This window comes from Bacillus amyloliquefaciens DSM 7 = ATCC 23350 (assembly GCF_000196735.1).
In the GTDB taxonomy this organism is placed as follows: Bacteria; Bacillota; Bacilli; order Bacillales; family Bacillaceae; genus Bacillus; species Bacillus amyloliquefaciens.
The window spans coordinates 2,909,228-2,927,545 of record NC_014551.1 but is presented as its reverse complement, the minus strand read 5'-3'; the positions used below and the strand labels follow the sequence as shown (position 1 = coordinate 2,927,545).

Annotated in this window: 11 protein-coding genes, 23 tRNA genes, 3 rRNA genes and 1 riboswitch; of the genes, 33 read left to right on the top strand and 4 right to left on the bottom strand. The window is 48.9% G+C overall.

The genetic code is table 11. The annotated features are described in order from the left end of the window. The first annotated feature begins 9 nt into the window (after nucleotides 1–9). Nucleotides 10–1,218: a choline dehydrogenase gene (gene gbsB, locus BAMF_RS35095; RefSeq protein WP_013353298.1), complete on the top strand. Its 1,209-nt coding sequence runs from the start codon at nucleotides 10–12 to the stop codon at nucleotides 1,216–1,218. 70 nt (nucleotides 1,219–1,288) lie between these two features. Further along, a complete protein-coding gene (locus tag BAMF_RS35090; protein WP_013353297.1) occupies nucleotides 1,289–1,870 on the top strand; it encodes an MOSC domain-containing protein in 582 nt (193 codons plus the stop codon). Nucleotide 1,871: 1 nt separating this feature from the next. Here the strand turns inward: BAMF_RS35090 and BAMF_RS35085 are convergent, their stop codons facing one another. Then, complete coding sequence (locus BAMF_RS35085) at nucleotides 1,872–2,360, bottom strand: DinB family protein (protein WP_013353296.1); 489 nt, start codon at nucleotides 2,358–2,360, stop codon at nucleotides 1,872–1,874. 146 nt (nucleotides 2,361–2,506) lie between these two features. Between BAMF_RS35085 and BAMF_RS35080 the strand changes: the two genes are divergently transcribed. After that, complete coding sequence (locus BAMF_RS35080) at nucleotides 2,507–3,037, top strand: NfeD family protein (protein WP_013353295.1); 531 nt, start codon at nucleotides 2,507–2,509, stop codon at nucleotides 3,035–3,037. A gap of 19 nt (nucleotides 3,038–3,056) precedes the next feature. Next, nucleotides 3,057–4,586: a flotillin family protein gene (locus BAMF_RS35075; protein ID WP_013353294.1), complete on the top strand. Its 1,530-nt coding sequence runs from the start codon at nucleotides 3,057–3,059 to the stop codon at nucleotides 4,584–4,586. A gap of 31 nt (nucleotides 4,587–4,617) precedes the next feature. On the opposite strand, the gene thiT is transcribed toward BAMF_RS35075, so the two are convergent. Then, complete coding sequence (gene thiT / locus BAMF_RS35070; RefSeq protein ID WP_013353293.1) at nucleotides 4,618–5,199, bottom strand: energy-coupled thiamine transporter ThiT; 582 nt, start codon at nucleotides 5,197–5,199, stop codon at nucleotides 4,618–4,620. A gap of 98 nt (nucleotides 5,200–5,297) precedes the next feature. Beyond that, nucleotides 5,298–5,398: riboswitch (TPP riboswitch) on the bottom strand. Nucleotides 5,399–5,764: 366 nt separating this feature from the next. Here thiT and BAMF_RS35065 point away from each other — a divergent pair. The 26 genes from BAMF_RS35065 (at nucleotide 5,765) to BAMF_RS34940 (ending at nucleotide 12,686) form a co-directional block, all read left to right on the top strand. Further along, nucleotides 5,765–7,314, top strand: a 16S ribosomal RNA gene (locus BAMF_RS35065). 99 nt (nucleotides 7,315–7,413) lie between these two features. Continuing rightward, nucleotides 7,414–7,490, top strand: a tRNA-Ile gene (locus BAMF_RS35060). Nucleotides 7,491–7,504: 14 nt separating this feature from the next. Next, nucleotides 7,505–7,580: transfer RNA gene (locus tag BAMF_RS35055), tRNA-Ala, on the top strand. An 82-nt stretch (nucleotides 7,581–7,662) separates the two neighbouring features. Then, a 23S ribosomal RNA gene (locus tag BAMF_RS35050) occupies nucleotides 7,663–10,592 on the top strand. Between the two features lie 51 nt (nucleotides 10,593–10,643). Next, nucleotides 10,644–10,759, top strand: a 5S ribosomal RNA gene (rrf, locus tag BAMF_RS35045). Together the 16S, 23S and 5S rRNA genes with 23 tRNA genes alongside form the textbook arrangement of a ribosomal RNA operon. Before the next feature lie 23 nt (nucleotides 10,760–10,782). Continuing rightward, nucleotides 10,783–10,858: transfer RNA gene (locus BAMF_RS35040), tRNA-Val, on the top strand. A gap of 29 nt (nucleotides 10,859–10,887) precedes the next feature. Then, nucleotides 10,888–10,963: transfer RNA gene (locus tag BAMF_RS35035), tRNA-Thr, on the top strand. A 37-nt stretch (nucleotides 10,964–11,000) separates the two neighbouring features. Next, a tRNA-Lys gene (locus BAMF_RS35030) sits at nucleotides 11,001–11,076 on the top strand. A 10-nt stretch (nucleotides 11,077–11,086) separates the two neighbouring features. Next, a tRNA-Leu gene (locus tag BAMF_RS35025) sits at nucleotides 11,087–11,170 on the top strand. Between the two features lie 9 nt (nucleotides 11,171–11,179). Next, nucleotides 11,180–11,254 (top strand) — tRNA-Gly (locus BAMF_RS35020). Nucleotides 11,255–11,274: 20 nt separating this feature from the next. Then, nucleotides 11,275–11,360: transfer RNA gene (locus BAMF_RS35015), tRNA-Leu, on the top strand. Between the two features lie 9 nt (nucleotides 11,361–11,369). Continuing rightward, nucleotides 11,370–11,446, top strand: a tRNA-Arg gene (locus tag BAMF_RS35010). 18 nt (nucleotides 11,447–11,464) lie between these two features. After that, nucleotides 11,465–11,541: transfer RNA gene (locus BAMF_RS35005), tRNA-Pro, on the top strand. 4 nt (nucleotides 11,542–11,545) lie between these two features. Continuing rightward, nucleotides 11,546–11,618: transfer RNA gene (locus BAMF_RS35000), tRNA-Ala, on the top strand. A 20-nt stretch (nucleotides 11,619–11,638) separates the two neighbouring features. Beyond that, nucleotides 11,639–11,715 (top strand) — tRNA-Met (locus BAMF_RS34995). Nucleotides 11,716–11,717: 2 nt separating this feature from the next. Beyond that, nucleotides 11,718–11,794: transfer RNA gene (locus BAMF_RS34990), tRNA-Ile, on the top strand. A gap of 7 nt (nucleotides 11,795–11,801) precedes the next feature. Then, a tRNA-Ser gene (locus BAMF_RS34985) sits at nucleotides 11,802–11,894 on the top strand. 19 nt (nucleotides 11,895–11,913) lie between these two features. After that, nucleotides 11,914–11,990: transfer RNA gene (locus BAMF_RS34980), tRNA-Met, on the top strand. Nucleotides 11,991–11,996: 6 nt separating this feature from the next. Next, nucleotides 11,997–12,073: transfer RNA gene (locus BAMF_RS34975), tRNA-Asp, on the top strand. An 11-nt stretch (nucleotides 12,074–12,084) separates the two neighbouring features. Beyond that, nucleotides 12,085–12,160 (top strand) — tRNA-Phe (locus BAMF_RS34970). 21 nt (nucleotides 12,161–12,181) lie between these two features. Next, a tRNA-His gene (locus tag BAMF_RS34965) sits at nucleotides 12,182–12,257 on the top strand. Nucleotides 12,258–12,266: 9 nt separating this feature from the next. After that, a tRNA-Gly gene (locus BAMF_RS34960) sits at nucleotides 12,267–12,340 on the top strand. 15 nt (nucleotides 12,341–12,355) lie between these two features. Then, nucleotides 12,356–12,432, top strand: a tRNA-Ile gene (locus tag BAMF_RS34955). Between the two features lie 10 nt (nucleotides 12,433–12,442). Then, nucleotides 12,443–12,517 (top strand) — tRNA-Asn (locus BAMF_RS34950). Between the two features lie 3 nt (nucleotides 12,518–12,520). After that, nucleotides 12,521–12,611, top strand: a tRNA-Ser gene (locus tag BAMF_RS34945). 3 nt (nucleotides 12,612–12,614) lie between these two features. Next, a tRNA-Glu gene (locus BAMF_RS34940) sits at nucleotides 12,615–12,686 on the top strand. A gap of 34 nt (nucleotides 12,687–12,720) precedes the next feature. On the opposite strand, the gene BAMF_RS34935 is transcribed toward BAMF_RS34940, so the two are convergent. Further along, nucleotides 12,721–13,191: a TspO/MBR family protein gene (locus BAMF_RS34935; RefSeq protein WP_013353292.1), complete on the bottom strand. Its 471-nt coding sequence runs from the start codon at nucleotides 13,189–13,191 to the stop codon at nucleotides 12,721–12,723. A 143-nt stretch (nucleotides 13,192–13,334) separates the two neighbouring features. After that, nucleotides 13,335–14,054 carry a TraR/DksA C4-type zinc finger protein gene (locus tag BAMF_RS34930; RefSeq protein WP_013353291.1) on the bottom strand — a complete coding sequence of 240 codons (720 nt, stop codon included), beginning with the start codon at nucleotides 14,052–14,054 and terminating at the stop codon, nucleotides 13,335–13,337. Nucleotides 14,055–14,337: 283 nt separating this feature from the next. Between BAMF_RS34930 and BAMF_RS34925 the strand changes: the two genes are divergently transcribed. The 3 genes from BAMF_RS34925 to menH are packed head-to-tail and all read left to right on the top strand — an operon-like array spanning nucleotide 14,338 to nucleotide 18,295. Further along, nucleotides 14,338–15,750: an isochorismate synthase gene (locus BAMF_RS34925; protein WP_013353290.1), complete on the top strand. Its 1,413-nt coding sequence runs from the start codon at nucleotides 14,338–14,340 to the stop codon at nucleotides 15,748–15,750. Further along, nucleotides 15,747–17,483 (top strand): 2-succinyl-5-enolpyruvyl-6-hydroxy-3-cyclohexene-1-carboxylic-acid synthase, encoded by a 1,737-nt coding sequence (gene menD / locus BAMF_RS34920; RefSeq protein WP_013353289.1) that lies wholly within the window; start codon nucleotides 15,747–15,749, stop codon nucleotides 17,481–17,483. Before BAMF_RS34925 ends, menD begins: the two co-directional genes overlap by 4 nt. Further along, the gene (gene menH, locus BAMF_RS34915) at nucleotides 17,471–18,295 is read left to right on the top strand and encodes a 2-succinyl-6-hydroxy-2,4-cyclohexadiene-1-carboxylate synthase (RefSeq protein WP_013353288.1); all 825 of its coding nucleotides are present in this window, start codon (nucleotides 17,471–17,473) and stop codon (nucleotides 18,293–18,295) included. Before menD ends, menH begins: the two co-directional genes overlap by 13 nt. Nucleotides 18,296–18,318 lie beyond the last annotated feature (23 nt).

The following is an 18,318-nucleotide window of genomic DNA, read 5'->3' as shown; positions in this document are numbered from 1 at the left end:
AGATACAATATGACATTAAATATGAAAGTAGAAAGCATGCATAAATTCCATACATTTGAAATCCCGACAGTTATTAAACACGGAATCGGCGCGATTCAGCACGCGGGAAAAGAAGTCAGAGCGCTTGGCGTCACAAAAGCGCTGCTCGTAACAGACCCCGGAATTTATAACGCGGGGGTGGCAAACCCGGTCATTGAATCCTTGCAGGAAGCGGGCATTGAAGTCGTCCTGTTTAACAAAGTGGAGCCGAATCCGCCTGTACGACTTGTGAACGAAGGATCTGAACTGTATAAAAAAGAAAACTGCAACGGTCTTGTGGCTGTCGGCGGCGGAAGCTCGATGGATACGGCGAAAGCGATCGGAGTAGAAGCGACACACGAAGGAAGCGTGCTTGATTATGAAGCCGCGGAAGGCAAAAAACCGCTGGAAAACCGTATTCCTCCGCTGACAACGATTCCGACGACTGCCGGAACAGGTTCAGAGGTTACGCAATGGGCGGTCATTACAGACGAGGAAAGAGAATTTAAATTCAATACGGGCGGACCGCTAATCGCCGCGCATTTAACGGTCATTGACCCTGAGCTTCACACATCTATGCCTCCGCATGTGACGGCCATGACAGGTATTGATGCCCTCGCGCATGCCATCGAGTGCTATACGATGAAATTCGCGCAGCCGATCACTGATGCCGTGGCTTTAATGGCCATTGAATATGCGGCGCATTATATTAAGCGCGCGTTTGCGGACGGAGAAGATTTGGAGGCGAGATACGGCATGGCGCAGGCGGCGATGCTTGCCGGACTTTCATACGGCAGTGAATCAGCAGGCGCGGCGCATGCAATGAGCCAGACGCTCGGCGGCATCATCCCTGTCGCTCACGGACAATGTGTCGCTGCTATGATGGGACCGGTAATGGAATACAACTGGAAAGGATATCCGGATAAATTCGCCCGCATCGCCCAAGCATTCGGAATCGATACAAGCAAAATGACAACCGAAGAAGCGGCCAAAGCGTCTGTTAATTGGATGTATGACCTCGTAAAAGATTTAGAGGTTCCGAGCTTAGAAGAACAAGGCGTATCTCCGGACATGATTGAGCGTTTATCAAAAGAAGCGATGAAAGATCCGCAAACATTCGGAAACCCAAGAGATTTGAATGAGAAAGCATACAACTGGATTTACAAACGCTGCTTTGACTTAACACCGAAAACAGTATAATAAATGAATCCCGCTCCTTTACAGAGCGGGGTTTTTTAAGGATAATGTCAAGAAAAAGGCGGTGATGGCTGTGTGGAAGCGCATAACAGCAAAGACGGAAGGCGTATATATAGCGGATACGGAACAATTTGTTACCAAAAAGATGGACAAGCTTCGGGCGGAATACGGCGGGTTTCCCGGTGACCTGCATTTCGGACTGACGAAAAAAGCCGGCGCGCGTGAGCCCATGTATCAAAGAGGAACGGAAATTTTTAACCGGAGACAAATTTCAATCGTGTCCATGGAGGAATGTGATGACATTGCGGAGGCCATGGGGATTTCTCATATCTTTCCCGAATGGCTTGGCGCGAATATCGCAATCAGCGGTTTTTCTGCACTAACGTCGCTTAAAGAAGGAAACAGAATCATATTTCCAAGCGGTGCGTCTCTGTTGTGCGAGGGAGAAAATGACCCGTGCATTCAGCCCGGAGAAGTCATTCAATCCTTTTATCCGGATCAGCCAAAACTCGCTGCGGCGTTTGTAAGGCACGCGATAGGCAGAAGAGGGATTGTCTGTATTGTTGAACGGCCGGGGGACATATGCACGGGTGATCCGGTCGACATTCATTCTTATGAACCGAAACGCGTCAAGAAAAAAATCGAGAAGGTCTGACTCAGACCTTCTCGATTTTTTGTTTGATTTCTTCTATTTGATTGATGTGACGCATTTCATGATGACCGATAAAATCAATCCACTGGCGGATCGTCAGTTCTTGAAAAACGGGATGCGGAAGCACACGTTTAAAGTCTTCCTCGTTTAATGATGAAATAACGGCGGTCAGCTGCTGTCTTGCCGTATCTAATTCTTGTTTTGCTTCAATGACTGATATTCGGTTTTGCTCAGGTTCGAGGTGTGACGGAGCCGGCCGTTTATTTGTTCTGTCCTCGATAAACTCCATCGGTTTTTCTTCAATTTCTTTTAACGGTGCGTCTTTTGCATGCTTCGATAAAAGAGTCTGTGCTGTTTCGTCAATTTTCTTTAAATGGTCAAGGACTTCCCGGATGCTCCACTCATCAGCTGCGGGCTTTTGGTTGAATTCCTCATCAGAGAGTCCTTTCAGTTCTTCCCAGGTCTGCTGTCTGGCTTCATTAAAAATACTCATCCTATCTCCTCCTCTGGAGTAAACATATCATATCGGCCTTGGATAATCATGTAATCAGCCTCTATTGTTAGAAAATTGAAACCATTCTCCTTTCCGCCCGTATATAAAGTAACACTCCGACATCCGGGCCGAAAGGAGGATAGTATATGGACATATTTCATCTGCCGCTTGAAACGATCTATCTTTACACACTGATTATTGCGGGGAGCCTCACGCTTTTGATTCTGTTTTTTCAAGATGTTTTTCACGGCCTCTCGGAAGCCATTCCAGTTACATTTTTAAATCCAACATTGATATTGTCGTTTTTGACAATCTTTTCAGCCTCAGGTTACATCGGCGAAATCGCCGCTCCGCTTTCAAGTCCTGTCATTGCATTACTTTCATTTGCTCTTTCAGTTCTTTTGGTCAGCCTGCTTCACTTCTTCGTCCTTGTGCCGCTTTCATCAGCGGAAGAATCGCTCGTTTATCGGGAGACGGATTTAAAGGGCAGAGTCGGCAGGGTCATTACTTCCGTTCCGAAAGGCGGCTATGGAGAAGTGATAATAGAAGGAATCGGGGGCGCCATTTCTAAATCTGCGGTCAGCTTTGATCAAGAACAGATCAAGTACGGAACGGCCGTATTAGTCATTGACGTGAAAGACGGAGTGCTTTTTGTGACGCCGCATGAACCAATCTGATTTCTAAGGAGGAACTAATATGACTATGCCGATTATCATCGTCATCGGAATCGTATTCTTTTTACTTATCGCACTTATTGCTGTATTTATCACGAAGTACCGGACGGCGGGGCCGGACGAAGCCCTCATCGTGACCGGGAGTTATTTGGGAAGTAAGAATGTCCACATTGATGAAGGCGGAAATCGCCTGAAAATCGTCCGGGGCGGAGGAACGTTCGTGCTGCCGGTATTCCAGCAGGCAGAACCTCTCAGCTTACTGTCAAGCAAACTAGATGTCTCTACACCCGAGGTTTATACAGAACAAGGTGTGCCGGTAATGGCAGACGGCACCGCCATTATAAAAATCGGCGGCTCCATCGGTGAAATCGCAACAGCCGCTGAACAATTTTTAGGAAAATCTAAAGAAGACCGTGAACAGGAGGCGCGGGAGGTGCTTGAAGGCCATCTGCGTTCAATCCTCGGCTCTATGACTGTTGAAGAGATTTATAAAAACAGGGAAAAGTTTTCTCAGGAAGTCCAGCGGGTCGCGTCTCAGGATCTTGCTAAAATGGGGCTGATCATCGTTTCCTTTACGATTAAAGATGTCCGCGATAAAAACGGCTATCTTGAATCATTAGGTAAGCCGAGAATTGCCCAAGTCAAGCGGGATGCGGACATTGCCACGGCAGAAGCGGATAAAGAGACGAGAATCAAACGCGCGGCGGCTGATAAAGACGCAAAAAAATCAGAGCTGGAGCGGGCGACGGAAATAGCTGAAGCGGAGAAAATCAATCAGCTGAAAATGGCGGAATACAGAAGAGAGCAAGACACAGCAAAAGCCAATGCCGACCAGGCATATGACCTCGAAACTGCAAAAGCCCGCCAGCAGGTGACAGAGCAGGAAATGCAAATTAAAATTATTGAGCGGCAAAAGCAAATTGAGTTGGAAGAAAAAGAAATTCTGCGCCGTGAGCGCCAATATGACTCTGAAGTGAAGAAAAAGGCCGATGCTGACCGTTATTCGGTAGAACAAGCGGCCGCAGCCGCAAAAGCGAAGCAGCTCGCAGAAGCGGATGCCGAGCAATACAGTATCGAAGCGATGGCTAAAGCGGAAGCCGAACGCGTGAGAATTGACGGTCTTGCTAAAGCGGAGGCTGAAAAGGCGAGAGGGGAAACCGAAGCGGAAGTTATCCGCCTGAAAGGTCTCGCGGAAGCGGAAGCTAAAGAAAAAATCGCCGAAGCTTTCGAAAAATACGGAAAAGCCGCAATCCTTGATATGATTGTGAAGATGCTGCCTGAATATGCGAAGCAAGTCTCAGCTCCTCTTTCCAACATTGATAAAATTACCGTCGTTGATACAGGAGGAAGCGGTGAAAACGGCGGAGCAAATAAAGTCACAGGTTACGCAACCAATTTGATGGCCGGTCTTCAGGAAAGCCTGAAAGCATCTTCCGGAATCGATGTAAAAGAGCTTATTGAGAATTTTTCAGGCAAAGGAAACATTAAACAAAGCATAAATGAACTTACTAAAGAACTCAGAGATTCAAAAGAAGAACACAGTCCTGAATAAAAAAACAGCAGGCGTACACCCGCCTGCTGTTTCAGTTCGCCCGCTTGGATTCAAGAAGCCGCGGAGCCGTCATGAATAATAAAATAAGGACAATGGCCGAAAGGATAAAAGAAGGAATCATATAAGTCGCGTTGTAGACGAGCGAATAAATCCAGACCGGCGTGCCTTTCGGAGCATAGCTTCCGAAAAAGACCGCTCCGGAAACCGTATGTGCCGCATATCGCAGCACACTGCCGATAAAAACGCCGCCTATAACATACGCAGTTAAGGCGCCTCTTTTTTTAGCTAATGCCGATTCGCGGACACCGGAAGCAAACAAGCTGCTGAAACCGAGAACCGCAAACGCCGCGATATAATCGAGAAATAGCTGCACCGGGTGCTGTAAAAATAAATTGCCAATGGCGATTTGGACAATCCCTGTTAAAAGGCCTGTCGTAAGTCCGGCTTTCACTCCCCAGCGGAATGAAATCAAAAAAATCGGAATCATCATAATAGAGACTGAACCGCCTTGAGGCATCCGAAGAAACATACCTGACACAATGTCCAGAATGACGGCGGCTCCAGTCATAATCGCTATTTCAATTAAGCGCACAAGCTGTGCTGAATGATTCATAGTTTTCCCCCTGGTCAGACAACCGTTCAAGGATAAACAAAAAAGCAGCGCGGGGAAGGATGGGAAAAGGTCCGCGCGCTGCTTACAAAACTGCAATTCATTTGGCTTTGCCACATCCCTACGCCAGCGTTAACTAACAGGTTCAAAGGGTCAGAACAAAACGTTCACTCTCAGCTTTAATGCTCCCCTTGTGGTCATCAAGTATTTAGTTCAATCTTACTATACTAGAAAATATGCCAAACCACAAGGCGGCTTATCTTTCTATAGAAGAGAAACAGAAATAAGTATGAAAGAAAATAAATGGTGACTTTTTTTAAAAAAACTATTGTCATATTTTCAAAAGGGTGTTATATTATTAAACGTCGCTGATGAACAGCAGACAAAAACAAAAAGCTTCGAAAACAACTTGAAAAAAGTTGTTGACATAAAAGAAGCTGAGTGGTAAGATAATAAAGCTGCTTCAACAAGCGGTAATGATCTTTGGAAACTAAACAAGACAAAACGTACCTGTTAATTCAAAGTTTTAAATAAATCGCACAGCGATGTGCGTAGTCAGTCAAACTATCTATCGGAGAGTTTGATCCTGGCTCAGGACGAACGCTGGCGGCGTGCCTAATACATGCAAGTCGAGCGGACAGATGGGAGCTTGCTCCCTGATGTTAGCGGCGGACGGGTGAGTAACACGTGGGTAACCTGCCTGTAAGACTGGGATAACTCCGGGAAACCGGGGCTAATACCGGATGCTTGTTTGAACCGCATGGTTCAAACATAAAAGGTGGCTTCGGCTACCACTTACAGATGGACCCGCGGCGCATTAGCTAGTTGGTGAGGTAACGGCTCACCAAGGCGACGATGCGTAGCCGACCTGAGAGGGTGATCGGCCACACTGGGACTGAGACACGGCCCAGACTCCTACGGGAGGCAGCAGTAGGGAATCTTCCGCAATGGACGAAAGTCTGACGGAGCAACGCCGCGTGAGTGATGAAGGTTTTCGGATCGTAAAGCTCTGTTGTTAGGGAAGAACAAGTGCCGTTCAAATAGGGCGGCACCTTGACGGTACCTAACCAGAAAGCCACGGCTAACTACGTGCCAGCAGCCGCGGTAATACGTAGGTGGCAAGCGTTGTCCGGAATTATTGGGCGTAAAGGGCTCGCAGGCGGTTTCTTAAGTCTGATGTGAAAGCCCCCGGCTCAACCGGGGAGGGTCATTGGAAACTGGGGAACTTGAGTGCAGAAGAGGAGAGTGGAATTCCACGTGTAGCGGTGAAATGCGTAGAGATGTGGAGGAACACCAGTGGCGAAGGCGACTCTCTGGTCTGTAACTGACGCTGAGGAGCGAAAGCGTGGGGAGCGAACAGGATTAGATACCCTGGTAGTCCACGCCGTAAACGATGAGTGCTAAGTGTTAGGGGGTTTCCGCCCCTTAGTGCTGCAGCTAACGCATTAAGCACTCCGCCTGGGGAGTACGGTCGCAAGACTGAAACTCAAAGGAATTGACGGGGGCCCGCACAAGCGGTGGAGCATGTGGTTTAATTCGAAGCAACGCGAAGAACCTTACCAGGTCTTGACATCCTCTGACAATCCTAGAGATAGGACGTCCCCTTCGGGGGCAGAGTGACAGGTGGTGCATGGTTGTCGTCAGCTCGTGTCGTGAGATGTTGGGTTAAGTCCCGCAACGAGCGCAACCCTTGATCTTAGTTGCCAGCATTCAGTTGGGCACTCTAAGGTGACTGCCGGTGACAAACCGGAGGAAGGTGGGGATGACGTCAAATCATCATGCCCCTTATGACCTGGGCTACACACGTGCTACAATGGGCAGAACAAAGGGCAGCGAAACCGCGAGGTTAAGCCAATCCCACAAATCTGTTCTCAGTTCGGATCGCAGTCTGCAACTCGACTGCGTGAAGCTGGAATCGCTAGTAATCGCGGATCAGCATGCCGCGGTGAATACGTTCCCGGGCCTTGTACACACCGCCCGTCACACCACGAGAGTTTGTAACACCCGAAGTCGGTGAGGTAACCTTTTTGGAGCCAGCCGCCGAAGGTGGGACAGATGATTGGGGTGAAGTCGTAACAAGGTAGCCGTATCGGAAGGTGCGGCTGGATCACCTCCTTTCTAAGGATTTTAACGGAATATAAGACCTTGGGTCTTATAAACAGAACGTTCCCTGTCTTGTTTAGTTTTGAAGGACTTTGATTCTTTCATATGGTAGATGGGCCTGTAGCTCAGCTGGTTAGAGCGCACGCCTGATAAGCGTGAGGTCGGTGGTTCGAGTCCACTCAGGCCCACCATCTTTACCCAATACGGGGCCTTAGCTCAGCTGGGAGAGCGCCTGCTTTGCACGCAGGAGGTCAGCGGTTCGATCCCGCTAGGCTCCACCAACGTTGTTCTTTGAAAACTAGATAACAGAAGTAATTCACATTCAATTGTAATGCAAGATATCACGTAGTGATTCTTTTTAACGGTTAAGTTAGAAAGGGCGCACGGTGGATGCCTTGGCACTAGGAGCCGATGAAGGACGGGACGAACACCGATATGCTTCGGGGAGCTGTAAGCAAGCTTTGATCCGGAGATTTCCGAATGGGGAAACCCACCACTCGTAATGGAGTGGTATCCATATCTGAATACATAGGATATGAGAAGGCAGACCCGGGGAACTGAAACATCTAAGTACCCGGAGGAAGAGAAAGCAAATGCGATTCCCTGAGTAGCGGCGAGCGAAACGGGACCAGCCCAAACCAAGAGGCTTGCCTCTTGGGGTTGTAGGACACTCTGTACGGAGTTACAAAGGAACGAGGTAGATGAAGAGGTCTGGAAAGGCCCGCCATAGGAGGTAACAGCCCTGTAGTCAAAACTTCGTTCTCTCCTGAGTGGATCCTGAGTACGGCGGAACACGTGAAATTCCGTCGGAATCCGGGAGGACCATCTCCCAAGGCTAAATACTCCCTAGTGACCGATAGTGAACCAGTACCGTGAGGGAAAGGTGAAAAGCACCCCGGAAGGGGAGTGAAAGAGATCCTGAAACCGTGTGCCTACAAGTAGTCAGAGCCCGTTAACGGGTGATGGCGTGCCTTTTGTAGAATGAACCGGCGAGTTACGATCCCGTGCAAGGTTAAGCAGAAGATGCGGAGCCGCAGCGAAAGCGAGTCTGAATAGGGCGAATTGAGTACGTGGTCGTAGACCCGAAACCAGGTGATCTACCCATGTCCAGGGTGAAGTTCAGGTAACACTGAATGGAGGCCCGAACCCACGCACGTTGAAAAGTGCGGGGATGAGGTGTGGGTAGGGGTGAAATGCCAATCGAACCTGGAGATAGCTGGTTCTCTCCGAAATAGCTTTAGGGCTAGCCTCAAGGTAAGAGTCTCGGAGGTAGAGCACTGATTGGACTAGGGGCCCCTACCGGGTTACCGAATTCAGTCAAACTCCGAATGCCGATGACTTATCCTTGGGAGTCAGACTGCGAGTGATAAGATCCGTAGTCGAAAGGGAAACAGCCCAGACCGCCAGCTAAGGTCCCAAAGTATACGTTAAGTGGAAAAGGATGTGGAGTTGCTTAGACAACCAGGATGTTGGCTTAGAAGCAGCCACCATTTAAAGAGTGCGTAATAGCTCACTGGTCGAGTGACTCTGCGCCGAAAATGTACCGGGGCTAAACGTATCACCGAAGCTGCGGACTGTTCTTCGAACAGTGGTAGGAGAGCGTTCTAAGGGCTGTGAAGCAAGACCGGAAGGACTTGTGGAGCGCTTAGAAGTGAGAATGCCGGTATGAGTAGCGAAAGAGGGGTGAGAATCCCCTCCACCGAATGCCTAAGGTTTCCTGAGGAAGGCTCGTCCGCTCAGGGTTAGTCGGGACCTAAGCCGAGGCCGAAAGGCGTAGGCGATGGATAACAGGTTGATATTCCTGTACCACCTCCTCACCATTTGAGCAATGGGGGGACGCAGGAGGATAGGGTAAGCGCGGTATTGGATATCCGCGTCCAAGCAGTTAGGCTGGGAAATAGGCAAATCCGTTTCCCGTGAAGGCTGAGCTGTGATGGCGAGCGAATTATAGTAGCGAAGTTCCTGATTCCACACTGCCAAGAAAAGCCTCTAGCGAGGTGAGAGGTGCCCGTACCGCAAACCGACACAGGTAGGCGAGGAGAGAATCCTAAGGTGATCGAGAGAACTCTCGTTAAGGAACTCGGCAAAATGACCCCGTAACTTCGGGAGAAGGGGTGCTCTGTTAGGGTGCAAGCCCGAGAGAGCCGCAGTGAATAGGCCCAGGCGACTGTTTAGCAAAAACACAGGTCTCTGCGAAGCCGTAAGGCGAAGTATAGGGGCTGACGCCTGCCCGGTGCTGGAAGGTTAAGAGGAGCGCTTAGCGTAAGCGAAGGTGCGAATTGAAGCCCCAGTAAACGGCGGCCGTAACTATAACGGTCCTAAGGTAGCGAAATTCCTTGTCGGGTAAGTTCCGACCCGCACGAAAGGCGCAACGATCTGGGCACTGTCTCAACGAGAGACTCGGTGAAATTATAGTACCTGTGAAGATGCAGGTTACCCGCGACAGGACGGAAAGACCCCGTGGAGCTTTACTGCAGCCTGATATTGAATGTTGGTACAGCTTGTACAGGATAGGTAGGAGCCTTGGAAACCGGAGCGCCAGCTTCGGTGGAGGCATCGGTGGGATACTACCCTGGCTGTATTGACCTTCTAACCCGCCGCCCTTATCGGGCGGGGAGACAGTGTCAGGTGGGCAGTTTGACTGGGGCGGTCGCCTCCTAAAAGGTAACGGAGGCGCCCAAAGGTTCCCTCAGAATGGTTGGAAATCATTCGCAGAGTGTAAAGGCACAAGGGAGCTTGACTGCGAGACCTACAAGTCGAGCAGGGACGAAAGTCGGGCTTAGTGATCCGGTGGTTCCGCATGGAAGGGCCATCGCTCAACGGATAAAAGCTACCCCGGGGATAACAGGCTTATCTCCCCCAAGAGTCCACATCGACGGGGAGGTTTGGCACCTCGATGTCGGCTCATCGCATCCTGGGGCTGTAGTCGGTCCCAAGGGTTGGGCTGTTCGCCCATTAAAGCGGTACGCGAGCTGGGTTCAGAACGTCGTGAGACAGTTCGGTCCCTATCCGTCGCGGGCGCAGGAAATTTGAGAGGAGCTGTCCTTAGTACGAGAGGACCGGGATGGACGCACCGCTGGTGTACCAGTTGTTCTGCCAAGGGCATCGCTGGGTAGCTATGTGCGGACGGGATAAGTGCTGAAAGCATCTAAGCATGAAGCCCCCCTCAAGATGAGATTTCCCATTCCGCAAGGAAGTAAGATCCCTGAAAGATGATCAGGTTGATAGGTCTGAGGTGGAAGTGTGGCGACACATGGAGCTGACAGATACTAATCGATCGAGGACTTAACCTAATTTGAATGTATGCTTCCTGTTATCTAGTTTTGAGAGAACACTCTCAATGGTTTGGTGGCGATAGCGAAGAGGTCACACCCGTTCCCATGCCGAACACGGAAGTTAAGCTCTTCAGCGCCGATGGTAGTCGGGGGTTTCCCCCTGTGAGAGTAGGACGCCGCCAAGCCATTACACGTAAGTGTAATATACGGAGGATTAGCTCAGTTGGGAGAGCATCTGCCTTACAAGCAGAGGGTCGGCGGTTCGAGCCCGTCATCCTCCACCATTCCTATCATACATAAGTTGACATATCAGGCCGGTGTAGCTCAATTGGTAGAGCAACTGACTTGTAATCAGTAGGTTGGGGGTTCAAGTCCTCTTGCCGGCACCACTTTTATATGTTATACTATATAAGTCTCTTGTAAAAAGAGCCATTAGCTCAGTTGGTAGAGCATCTGACTTTTAATCAGAGGGTCGAAGGTTCGAGTCCTTCATGGCTCACCATGTTTTTCTTGCGGATGTGGCGGAATTGGCAGACGCGCTAGAATCAGGCTCTAGTGTCTTTACAGACGTGGGGGTTCAAGTCCCTTCATCCGCATTGCCAAACGCGGAAGTAGTTCAGTGGTAGAACATCACCTTGCCAAGGTGGGGGTCGCGGGTTCGAATCCCGTCTTCCGCTCCAACTATACCTATACCATCCATGCCGGGGTGGTGGAATTGGCAGACACACAGGACTTAAAATCCTGCGGTAGGTGACTACCGTGCCGGTTCAAGTCCGGCCCTCGGCACTTATTGCTGCGCCCGTAGCTCAATTGGATAGAGCGTTTGACTACGGATCAAAAGGTTAGGGGTTCGACTCCTCTCGGGCGCGCCATACATACTTTTGAAAAATCGGGAAGTAGCTCAGCTTGGTAGAGCACATGGTTTGGGACCATGGGGTCGCAGGTTCGAATCCTGTCTTCCCGACCACTTTGGGGCCTTAGCTCAGCTGGGAGAGCGCCTGCTTTGCACGCAGGAGGTCAGCGGTTCGATCCCGCTAGGCTCCACTTGATTTTAATTGTTTTTTGGCGGTGTAGCTCAGCTGGCTAGAGCGTACGGTTCATACCCGTGAGGTCGGGGGTTCGATCCCCTCCGCCGCTACCATTGGACCTTTAGCTCAGTTGGTTAGAGCAGACGGCTCATAACCGTCCGGTCGTAGGTTCGAGTCCTACAAGGTCCACCACATATACGGAGGAATACCCAAGTCTGGCTGAAGGGATCGGTCTTGAAAACCGACAGGGGTGTCAAAGCCCGCGGGGGTTCGAATCCCTCTTCCTCCGCCATATCTAATTTAATTATCATCGCGGGGTGGAGCAGTTCGGTAGCTCGTCGGGCTCATAACCCGAAGGTCGCAGGTTCAAATCCTGCCCCCGCAACCAAAAAATGGTCCGGTAGTTCAGTTGGTTAGAATGCCTGCCTGTCACGCAGGAGGTCGCGGGTTCGAGTCCCGTCCGGACCGCCATTTATAAAAAAGGCTCGGTAGCTCAGTTGGTAGAGCAACGGACTGAAAATCCGTGTGTCGGCGGTTCGATTCCGTCCCGAGCCACCATCTTAATTTAATATTGTTTTGGCGGTTGTGGCGAAGTGGTTAACGCACCAGATTGTGGCTCTGGCACTCGTGGGTTCGATTCCCATCAATCGCCCCAAACAACAATGCGGGTGTAGTTTAGTGGTAAAACCTCAGCCTTCCAAGCTGATGTCGTGGGTTCGATTCCCATCACCCGCTCCATTTTTTTATTGTCATGGGCCTGTAGCTCAGCTGGTTAGAGCGCACGCCTGATAAGCGTGAGGTCGGTGGTTCGAGTCCACTCAGGCCCACCATGATGATTTTTCCACAGTAGCTCAGTGGTAGAGCTATCGGCTGTTAACCGATCGGTCGCAGGTTCGAATCCTGCCTGTGGAGCCATATGGAGAAGTACTCAAGTGGCTGAAGAGGCGCCCCTGCTAAGGGTGTAGGTCGTGTAAGCGGCGCGAGGGTTCAAATCCCTCCTTCTCCGCCATAAGGCCCGTTGGTCAAGCGGTTAAGACACCGCCCTTTCACGGCGGTAACACGGGTTCGAATCCCGTACGGGTCATTAAAGAACCTTGCATAGTATGCAAGGTTTTTTATTATGAGTTCATAGTGTAAATGGTGAAAGACAGGTATGTGGCAAAAACACTCCATAATAAATAAGGAACCAGCAGCCAGGCTGAATCTTTACTGTATTTGCGGGCAATTATCAATAAGCTAAGTGTTGTAACGGCCACAAGCAGGCAATCGATAGATGCAGCAAGCAAATTTTTCTGTGTGAATTGAAAAAAGCTGAATCCTTGATTAACGATATAATTGATGAGAAGCATCACCCAGAAAGCTTTGGATTCTTTATATGAAAATTTTGCGTATATCAAGGCTGCTGACAGCGAGATAAACGCAAACAAAACCGCCCATATGATGCCGATAACTGATCCGCTCGGCGTCCAGTCAGGTTTGTGAAGGGCGTCGTACCATTCCCTGTCGATGGGAAAGAGAAACCCAGCTAAAGAAAACAAGGCATATGTAATGATAAATACAATAATCGCACCGATATACTTCTTTTTCATCTATTCCTTCCGATATTCAATGTCAATACGTTCATTCCCGATTTTGTAAAGGTCAAACTTTTTAAAGAGTCGCATACCCCTTTCAGTGTATGAGTTTTCATTGCAATAATGCTGCAAACTTAAAACCCCGGCAAGCCGGGGTTTTAGTCAGCATGAAGATCGCCGAACGTCGTCATAATTCCTTCTTCGTCCAGTTCCTGTTCATATTTTTCGTGTTCTCTGCTTGGATATACAGAAATGTTTTTTCCGGTAATATCTGTTGCGATGAAGTTTTCATAATCCTCAACATAGCCGATGTTTTCTTCAGAGTTCATTGTCATATCGTTGTAGCTGAGAGGCGGATTCTCTAAATCCTGAGGCGTTTCTGAGTTTCCGTATTTCTCAACGTCCTGATAAGAGTCTTCACTGTCGTATGGCGGCCGTATTGATTCATCATCATCAAATTCAAACTGTCCGAACGGTGTTTCCTCCTCAATCGGCCTGTCTTTAGAAACGGCATCCTGCGAGGAATATTCCGCCAAGGTTGTAGCAGTCGGCAGAGCTTCCAGTCTGTCATAAGGGATCTCCTTGCCGCTGACTTCACATATGCCGTACGTACCGTTTTCAATTTGTTTCAAGGAGTAATCAATATCGCGAAGATGCTCCCGTTCATGGTCGAGGAGAGCCAGGTCTTTTTCACGCTCGTATAACTCGGTTGCCTGATCGCCGGGGTGATTGTCATAGGAAGACAATTCGCCGGATGACTGATACGGGAATTCATCTGTTAATTGAAATTGATCATTTTCTTTAAAACGGCTTAAAATATCATGTTTGGCTTCTTCTAGCTCTTTTTTCAAGTGTGTGATCTGTTCGTTTGTAAGCACATCGTTCCCTCGTTTCTATGTGATGCTTACAGTTAGTATGAACGTTTTTGATACAGAAAAAAGGTGGATAAAAATGGTCACTTTTCCACAGTAAAGTAAAAGGATACAGTGTTTGCCGAGAGTGGGGAAAGAAAATTCAAGTTTGTTTCTTTATTCATTTGTGCAAAAAGGTTTATAATAAGAAATGCAGGCATTTTGTCGTGCTCACATCTGTGTGTTTGACACAATGTCATCACAGGTGTATTGTATTAAAAGCATTTAACGGATTATGGAGGAATGTCTCATGGTGACAACGGTGCAGCATACGTTCCGAGAGGAAGCAGATCATGCATTACATAAAGCCAAACAAGTCAACCATGCTGTCTTATTGAGCTATTCAAGACGTATTGCGTCTTTAGACCCTCTATCATTTTTCAAAGACGGAGCAAAAAAATATAAAGGCAAACGATTTTTTTGGTCAGAACCCGGTAGTGAATTAACAATAGTCGGTCTTGGCACAGAAGCGCTGTTCCAATCGAATGAAAAAAACAAAAAGCGTTATCACGACGTTTTTGAACAATGGGAGCGCTTTAAAAAGACGGCTTTTCATATTCATGAAGAAGAGGCGGCGCATACCGCGGTCGGTCCTGTCTTATTCGGCGGTTTTTCATTTAATCCCGCTGAAGAAAGAGGAGACGAATGGAACGGGTTCGAAGAAGGACTGTTCTTTATTCCCTCACTCATGCTGACAAAGACGGCGGATGGTGATTATTTAACCGTCAATCAATGGGCGGCAGACGGTAATCAGGCAGAAGATGTGCTGAAACGTCTGAAATCTTTTTCTGAAGCTTTTGCAGTTTCTTCAATGGCGTATGAGGAGTATCCTGCTTTAACAAAAGCGGAAGAACTTGATGTGGAAAACTGGCTTGAAGCCATTAATACAGCAACAAATGATATGAAGGCAAATCAATATGATAAAGTCGTGCTGGCAAGGGAAGTCGTATTGTCATTTGATGGGCCTATTCCGGTGGAGAGCGTTGTCAGAAAGCTTTTGACGGATCAAACGACAAGCTATGTTTTTGCGATTGAGCAGGGAAATAAATGCTTTGTCGGCGCTTCACCAGAGCGGCTGATCAAAAAATCCGGCAAAGACGTCATGTCGTCCTGCCTGGCAGGTTCAATTAAGCGCGGAAAAAATCAACAAGAAGATGACTGTCTTGGCAACGAATTGCTGCATGACGGAAAAAATCTCGCGGAGCATGATTTTGTGGTTCAGATGATACACGATGCTTTTTTGTCGAGCTGCAGTGATGTGAAAAAGCCGGCGGGTCCGCAACTATATAAAACAAAAAGTGTTCAGCATTTATATACGCCGATCGTCGGTCATCTTAAAACGTCCGCTTCGCTGTTTGATTTGATTGAAAAGCTGCATCCGACACCGGCATTGGGCGGAGCGCCCCAGCAAAAAGCTGTTGAAGTTATCGCTGATATTGAACCGATGACACGCGGATGGTACGCGGCTCCGATCGGCTGGATGGACGGCAGGGAAAACGGAGAATTTGTCGTGGCCATCCGATCAGGGCTGATTGAAGATCAAAGTGCGCGCCTATTCGCAGGATGCGGTATTGTTGAAGATTCAGATCCGCAATCAGAATATGAAGAAACACAAATTAAACTAAAGCCGATGATCTCTGCTTTAGGAGGTGAAAGGCTTTGACAAACCCGATTACACATTATATCGGAAGCTTTATTGATGAATTCGCTCTTTCGGGTATAACCGACGCAGTCGTTTGTCCCGGATCGAGGTCAACTCCGCTGGCGGTTTTGGCAGCGGCCCACCCGGATATTCATGTCCATATACAGATTGATGAACGATCCGCGGGTTTTTTCGCACTCGGTCTTGCAAAAGCCCGCCAGCGTCCGGTCATGCTGATTTGTACGTCAGGAACGGCAGCGGCTAACTTCTATCCGGCCGTGATTGAAGCTCATTATTCAAGAGTGCCTCTTATTGTCCTGACTGCTGACCGGCCGCATGAATTAAGGGAAGTAGGGGCGCCTCAGGCGATTAACCAGCATTTTCTGTTCGGTAACTTTGTTAAGTTTTTCACAGACTCAGCTCTTCCTGAGGAAAATCCTCAGATGCTGAGTTATATCAGAACATTGGCCGGCCGAGCCGTAAGTGAAGCGGGCAAACGCCCGATGGGGCCTGTGCATGTCAATGTGCCGCTCAGAGAGCCTTTGATGCCGGATTTGTCAGCACGGCCTTTTGAAAGAATGAGAGCTGGGCGGCATGTCTCTGTTACAACAGGGATTCAGTCAGCTGACCAAGCCTCTCTGCGTCATATTACAGAGCGTCTTGCGAGTGCCGAAAAGGGTATGATCGTCTGCGGCGAAATTCACGGTGAAGCAGAAAAACAGCAGATCATCGCGCTTGCCGAGATGCTTCAATTCCCGATTTTGGCTGACCCGCTTTCAAATCTCCGAAACGGAAAGCATGATAAGGCGCTGATTATTGATGCCTATGACTCATTCTTAAAAGATGAGGAGATAAAAGAGGCGCTGCGTCCGGACGTTGTGATCCGATTCGGTCCGATGCCGGTTTCCAAACCGCTCTTTTTATGGCTCAGAGACGATTCTGCCATTGAGCAGTTTATCGTTGATGAAGACGGCGGGTGGAGAGATCCCACTCAGACCGGCGCGCATATGATTCATTGCCATCCGTCTGTATTGTTGGAAGCGGTCCGTTCAGCTGAAACTGAAAAACGGCCGTCCGGATGGCTGGAGAAATGGCAGTTTGTCAATGAGCGGTTCCGCAGCCATTTAAAGGCCGCGGACATGGATGATTTATCATTTGAAGGAAATGTATATCGTCAGCTTCAGCACCTTGTTCCTGAGGGCAGTTCGATTTTTGTCGGCAACAGCATGCCGATTCGTGACGTGGATACTTTCTTTGAAAAACAAGACCGTTCCTTCCGTGTCTATGCCAACCGCGGCGCTAACGGAATTGACGGGGTTGTTTCCTCGGCTATGGGACTGTGTGAGGGAACAAAGGCGCCTGTCACGCTTGTGATTGGAGATTTATCGTTTTACCATGATTTAAACGGGCTGTTAGCGGCTAAAAAACTTGGAATTCCGCTTATGGTTATTTTAATAAACAATGATGGCGGCGGGATTTTCTCATTTTTGCCGCAGGCATCTGATAAAACTCATTTTGAAGAACTGTTCGGTACGCCGACGGGACTTGATTTCCGTCATGCCGCCGCACTGTACGGCGGGACGTATACTTGCCCTGAGACTTGGGATGCATTTAAGGATGCGTATCAGCCGCAGGCGGACAAGCCCGGACTTCATATTATCGAGCTGAAAACAGATCGGACATCAAGAGTTCAATTCCATCGCGATCTGCTGCAGGCCGCAGTCCAGGAAGTGAAAAAAGAATGGAAGCTGTAACTGTCAAAATGGCGGACGGTGTGTGCTATCGGGCGGCTGACAGCGGTCACGAATCGTCTGAAGCGATAGTTTGTCTGCACGGGTTTACGGGCAGTAAAGAATCATGGGAATTTTTACGCGAAATGTTTCCCGGCGAGCGAATGGTGATGATTGACTGCCTGGGCCACGGAGAGACAGACGCGCCTGTGCAAGCGGCAAGGTATAGTGCGAGCCGGCAGGTGGCGGACCTTGCCGCCGTTTTTGATCAATTAAAACTTCACAAAGTGAAACTTATTGGGTATTCTATGGGGGGAAGACTTGCTTACTCCTTTGCACAGACATTTCCGCATCGGGTGTCAGCGCTTGTTCTGGAAAGTTCAACTCCTGGCCTCAGCACGCTCGAGGAACGCAAAAAGCGGATTCAGTCAGACCGGAAGCTTGCTGACTTTATATTACGGGAAGGCATAACATCGTTTGTCGATTATTGGGAAAGCATTCCGTTGTTTGCCACACAGCTTTCTCTTCCGGACAATGTAAAGGCGTCCATCCGTGCCGGCCGGCTGAAAAATAATCCGTCCGGTCTTGCAGGCAGTCTGCTCGGAATGGGGACGGGCTCACAGCCTTCCTGGTGGAGTGCATTAGACCGCATCAAATCGCCGGTTCTTCTCATATGCGGTGAATGGGATGAAAAATTTTGCGTCATTAATCAAAAGGTGCATAACCTGCTCCCATCAAGTAAAATAGAGGTTGTCAAACAGGCGGGGCACACGGTTCATGTGGAACAGCCGCGAATTTTTGGTAAGATAGTAAGTGAGTTTTTAAACGGCTTGTAAAGCATAAAGAAAATGACTTTTCG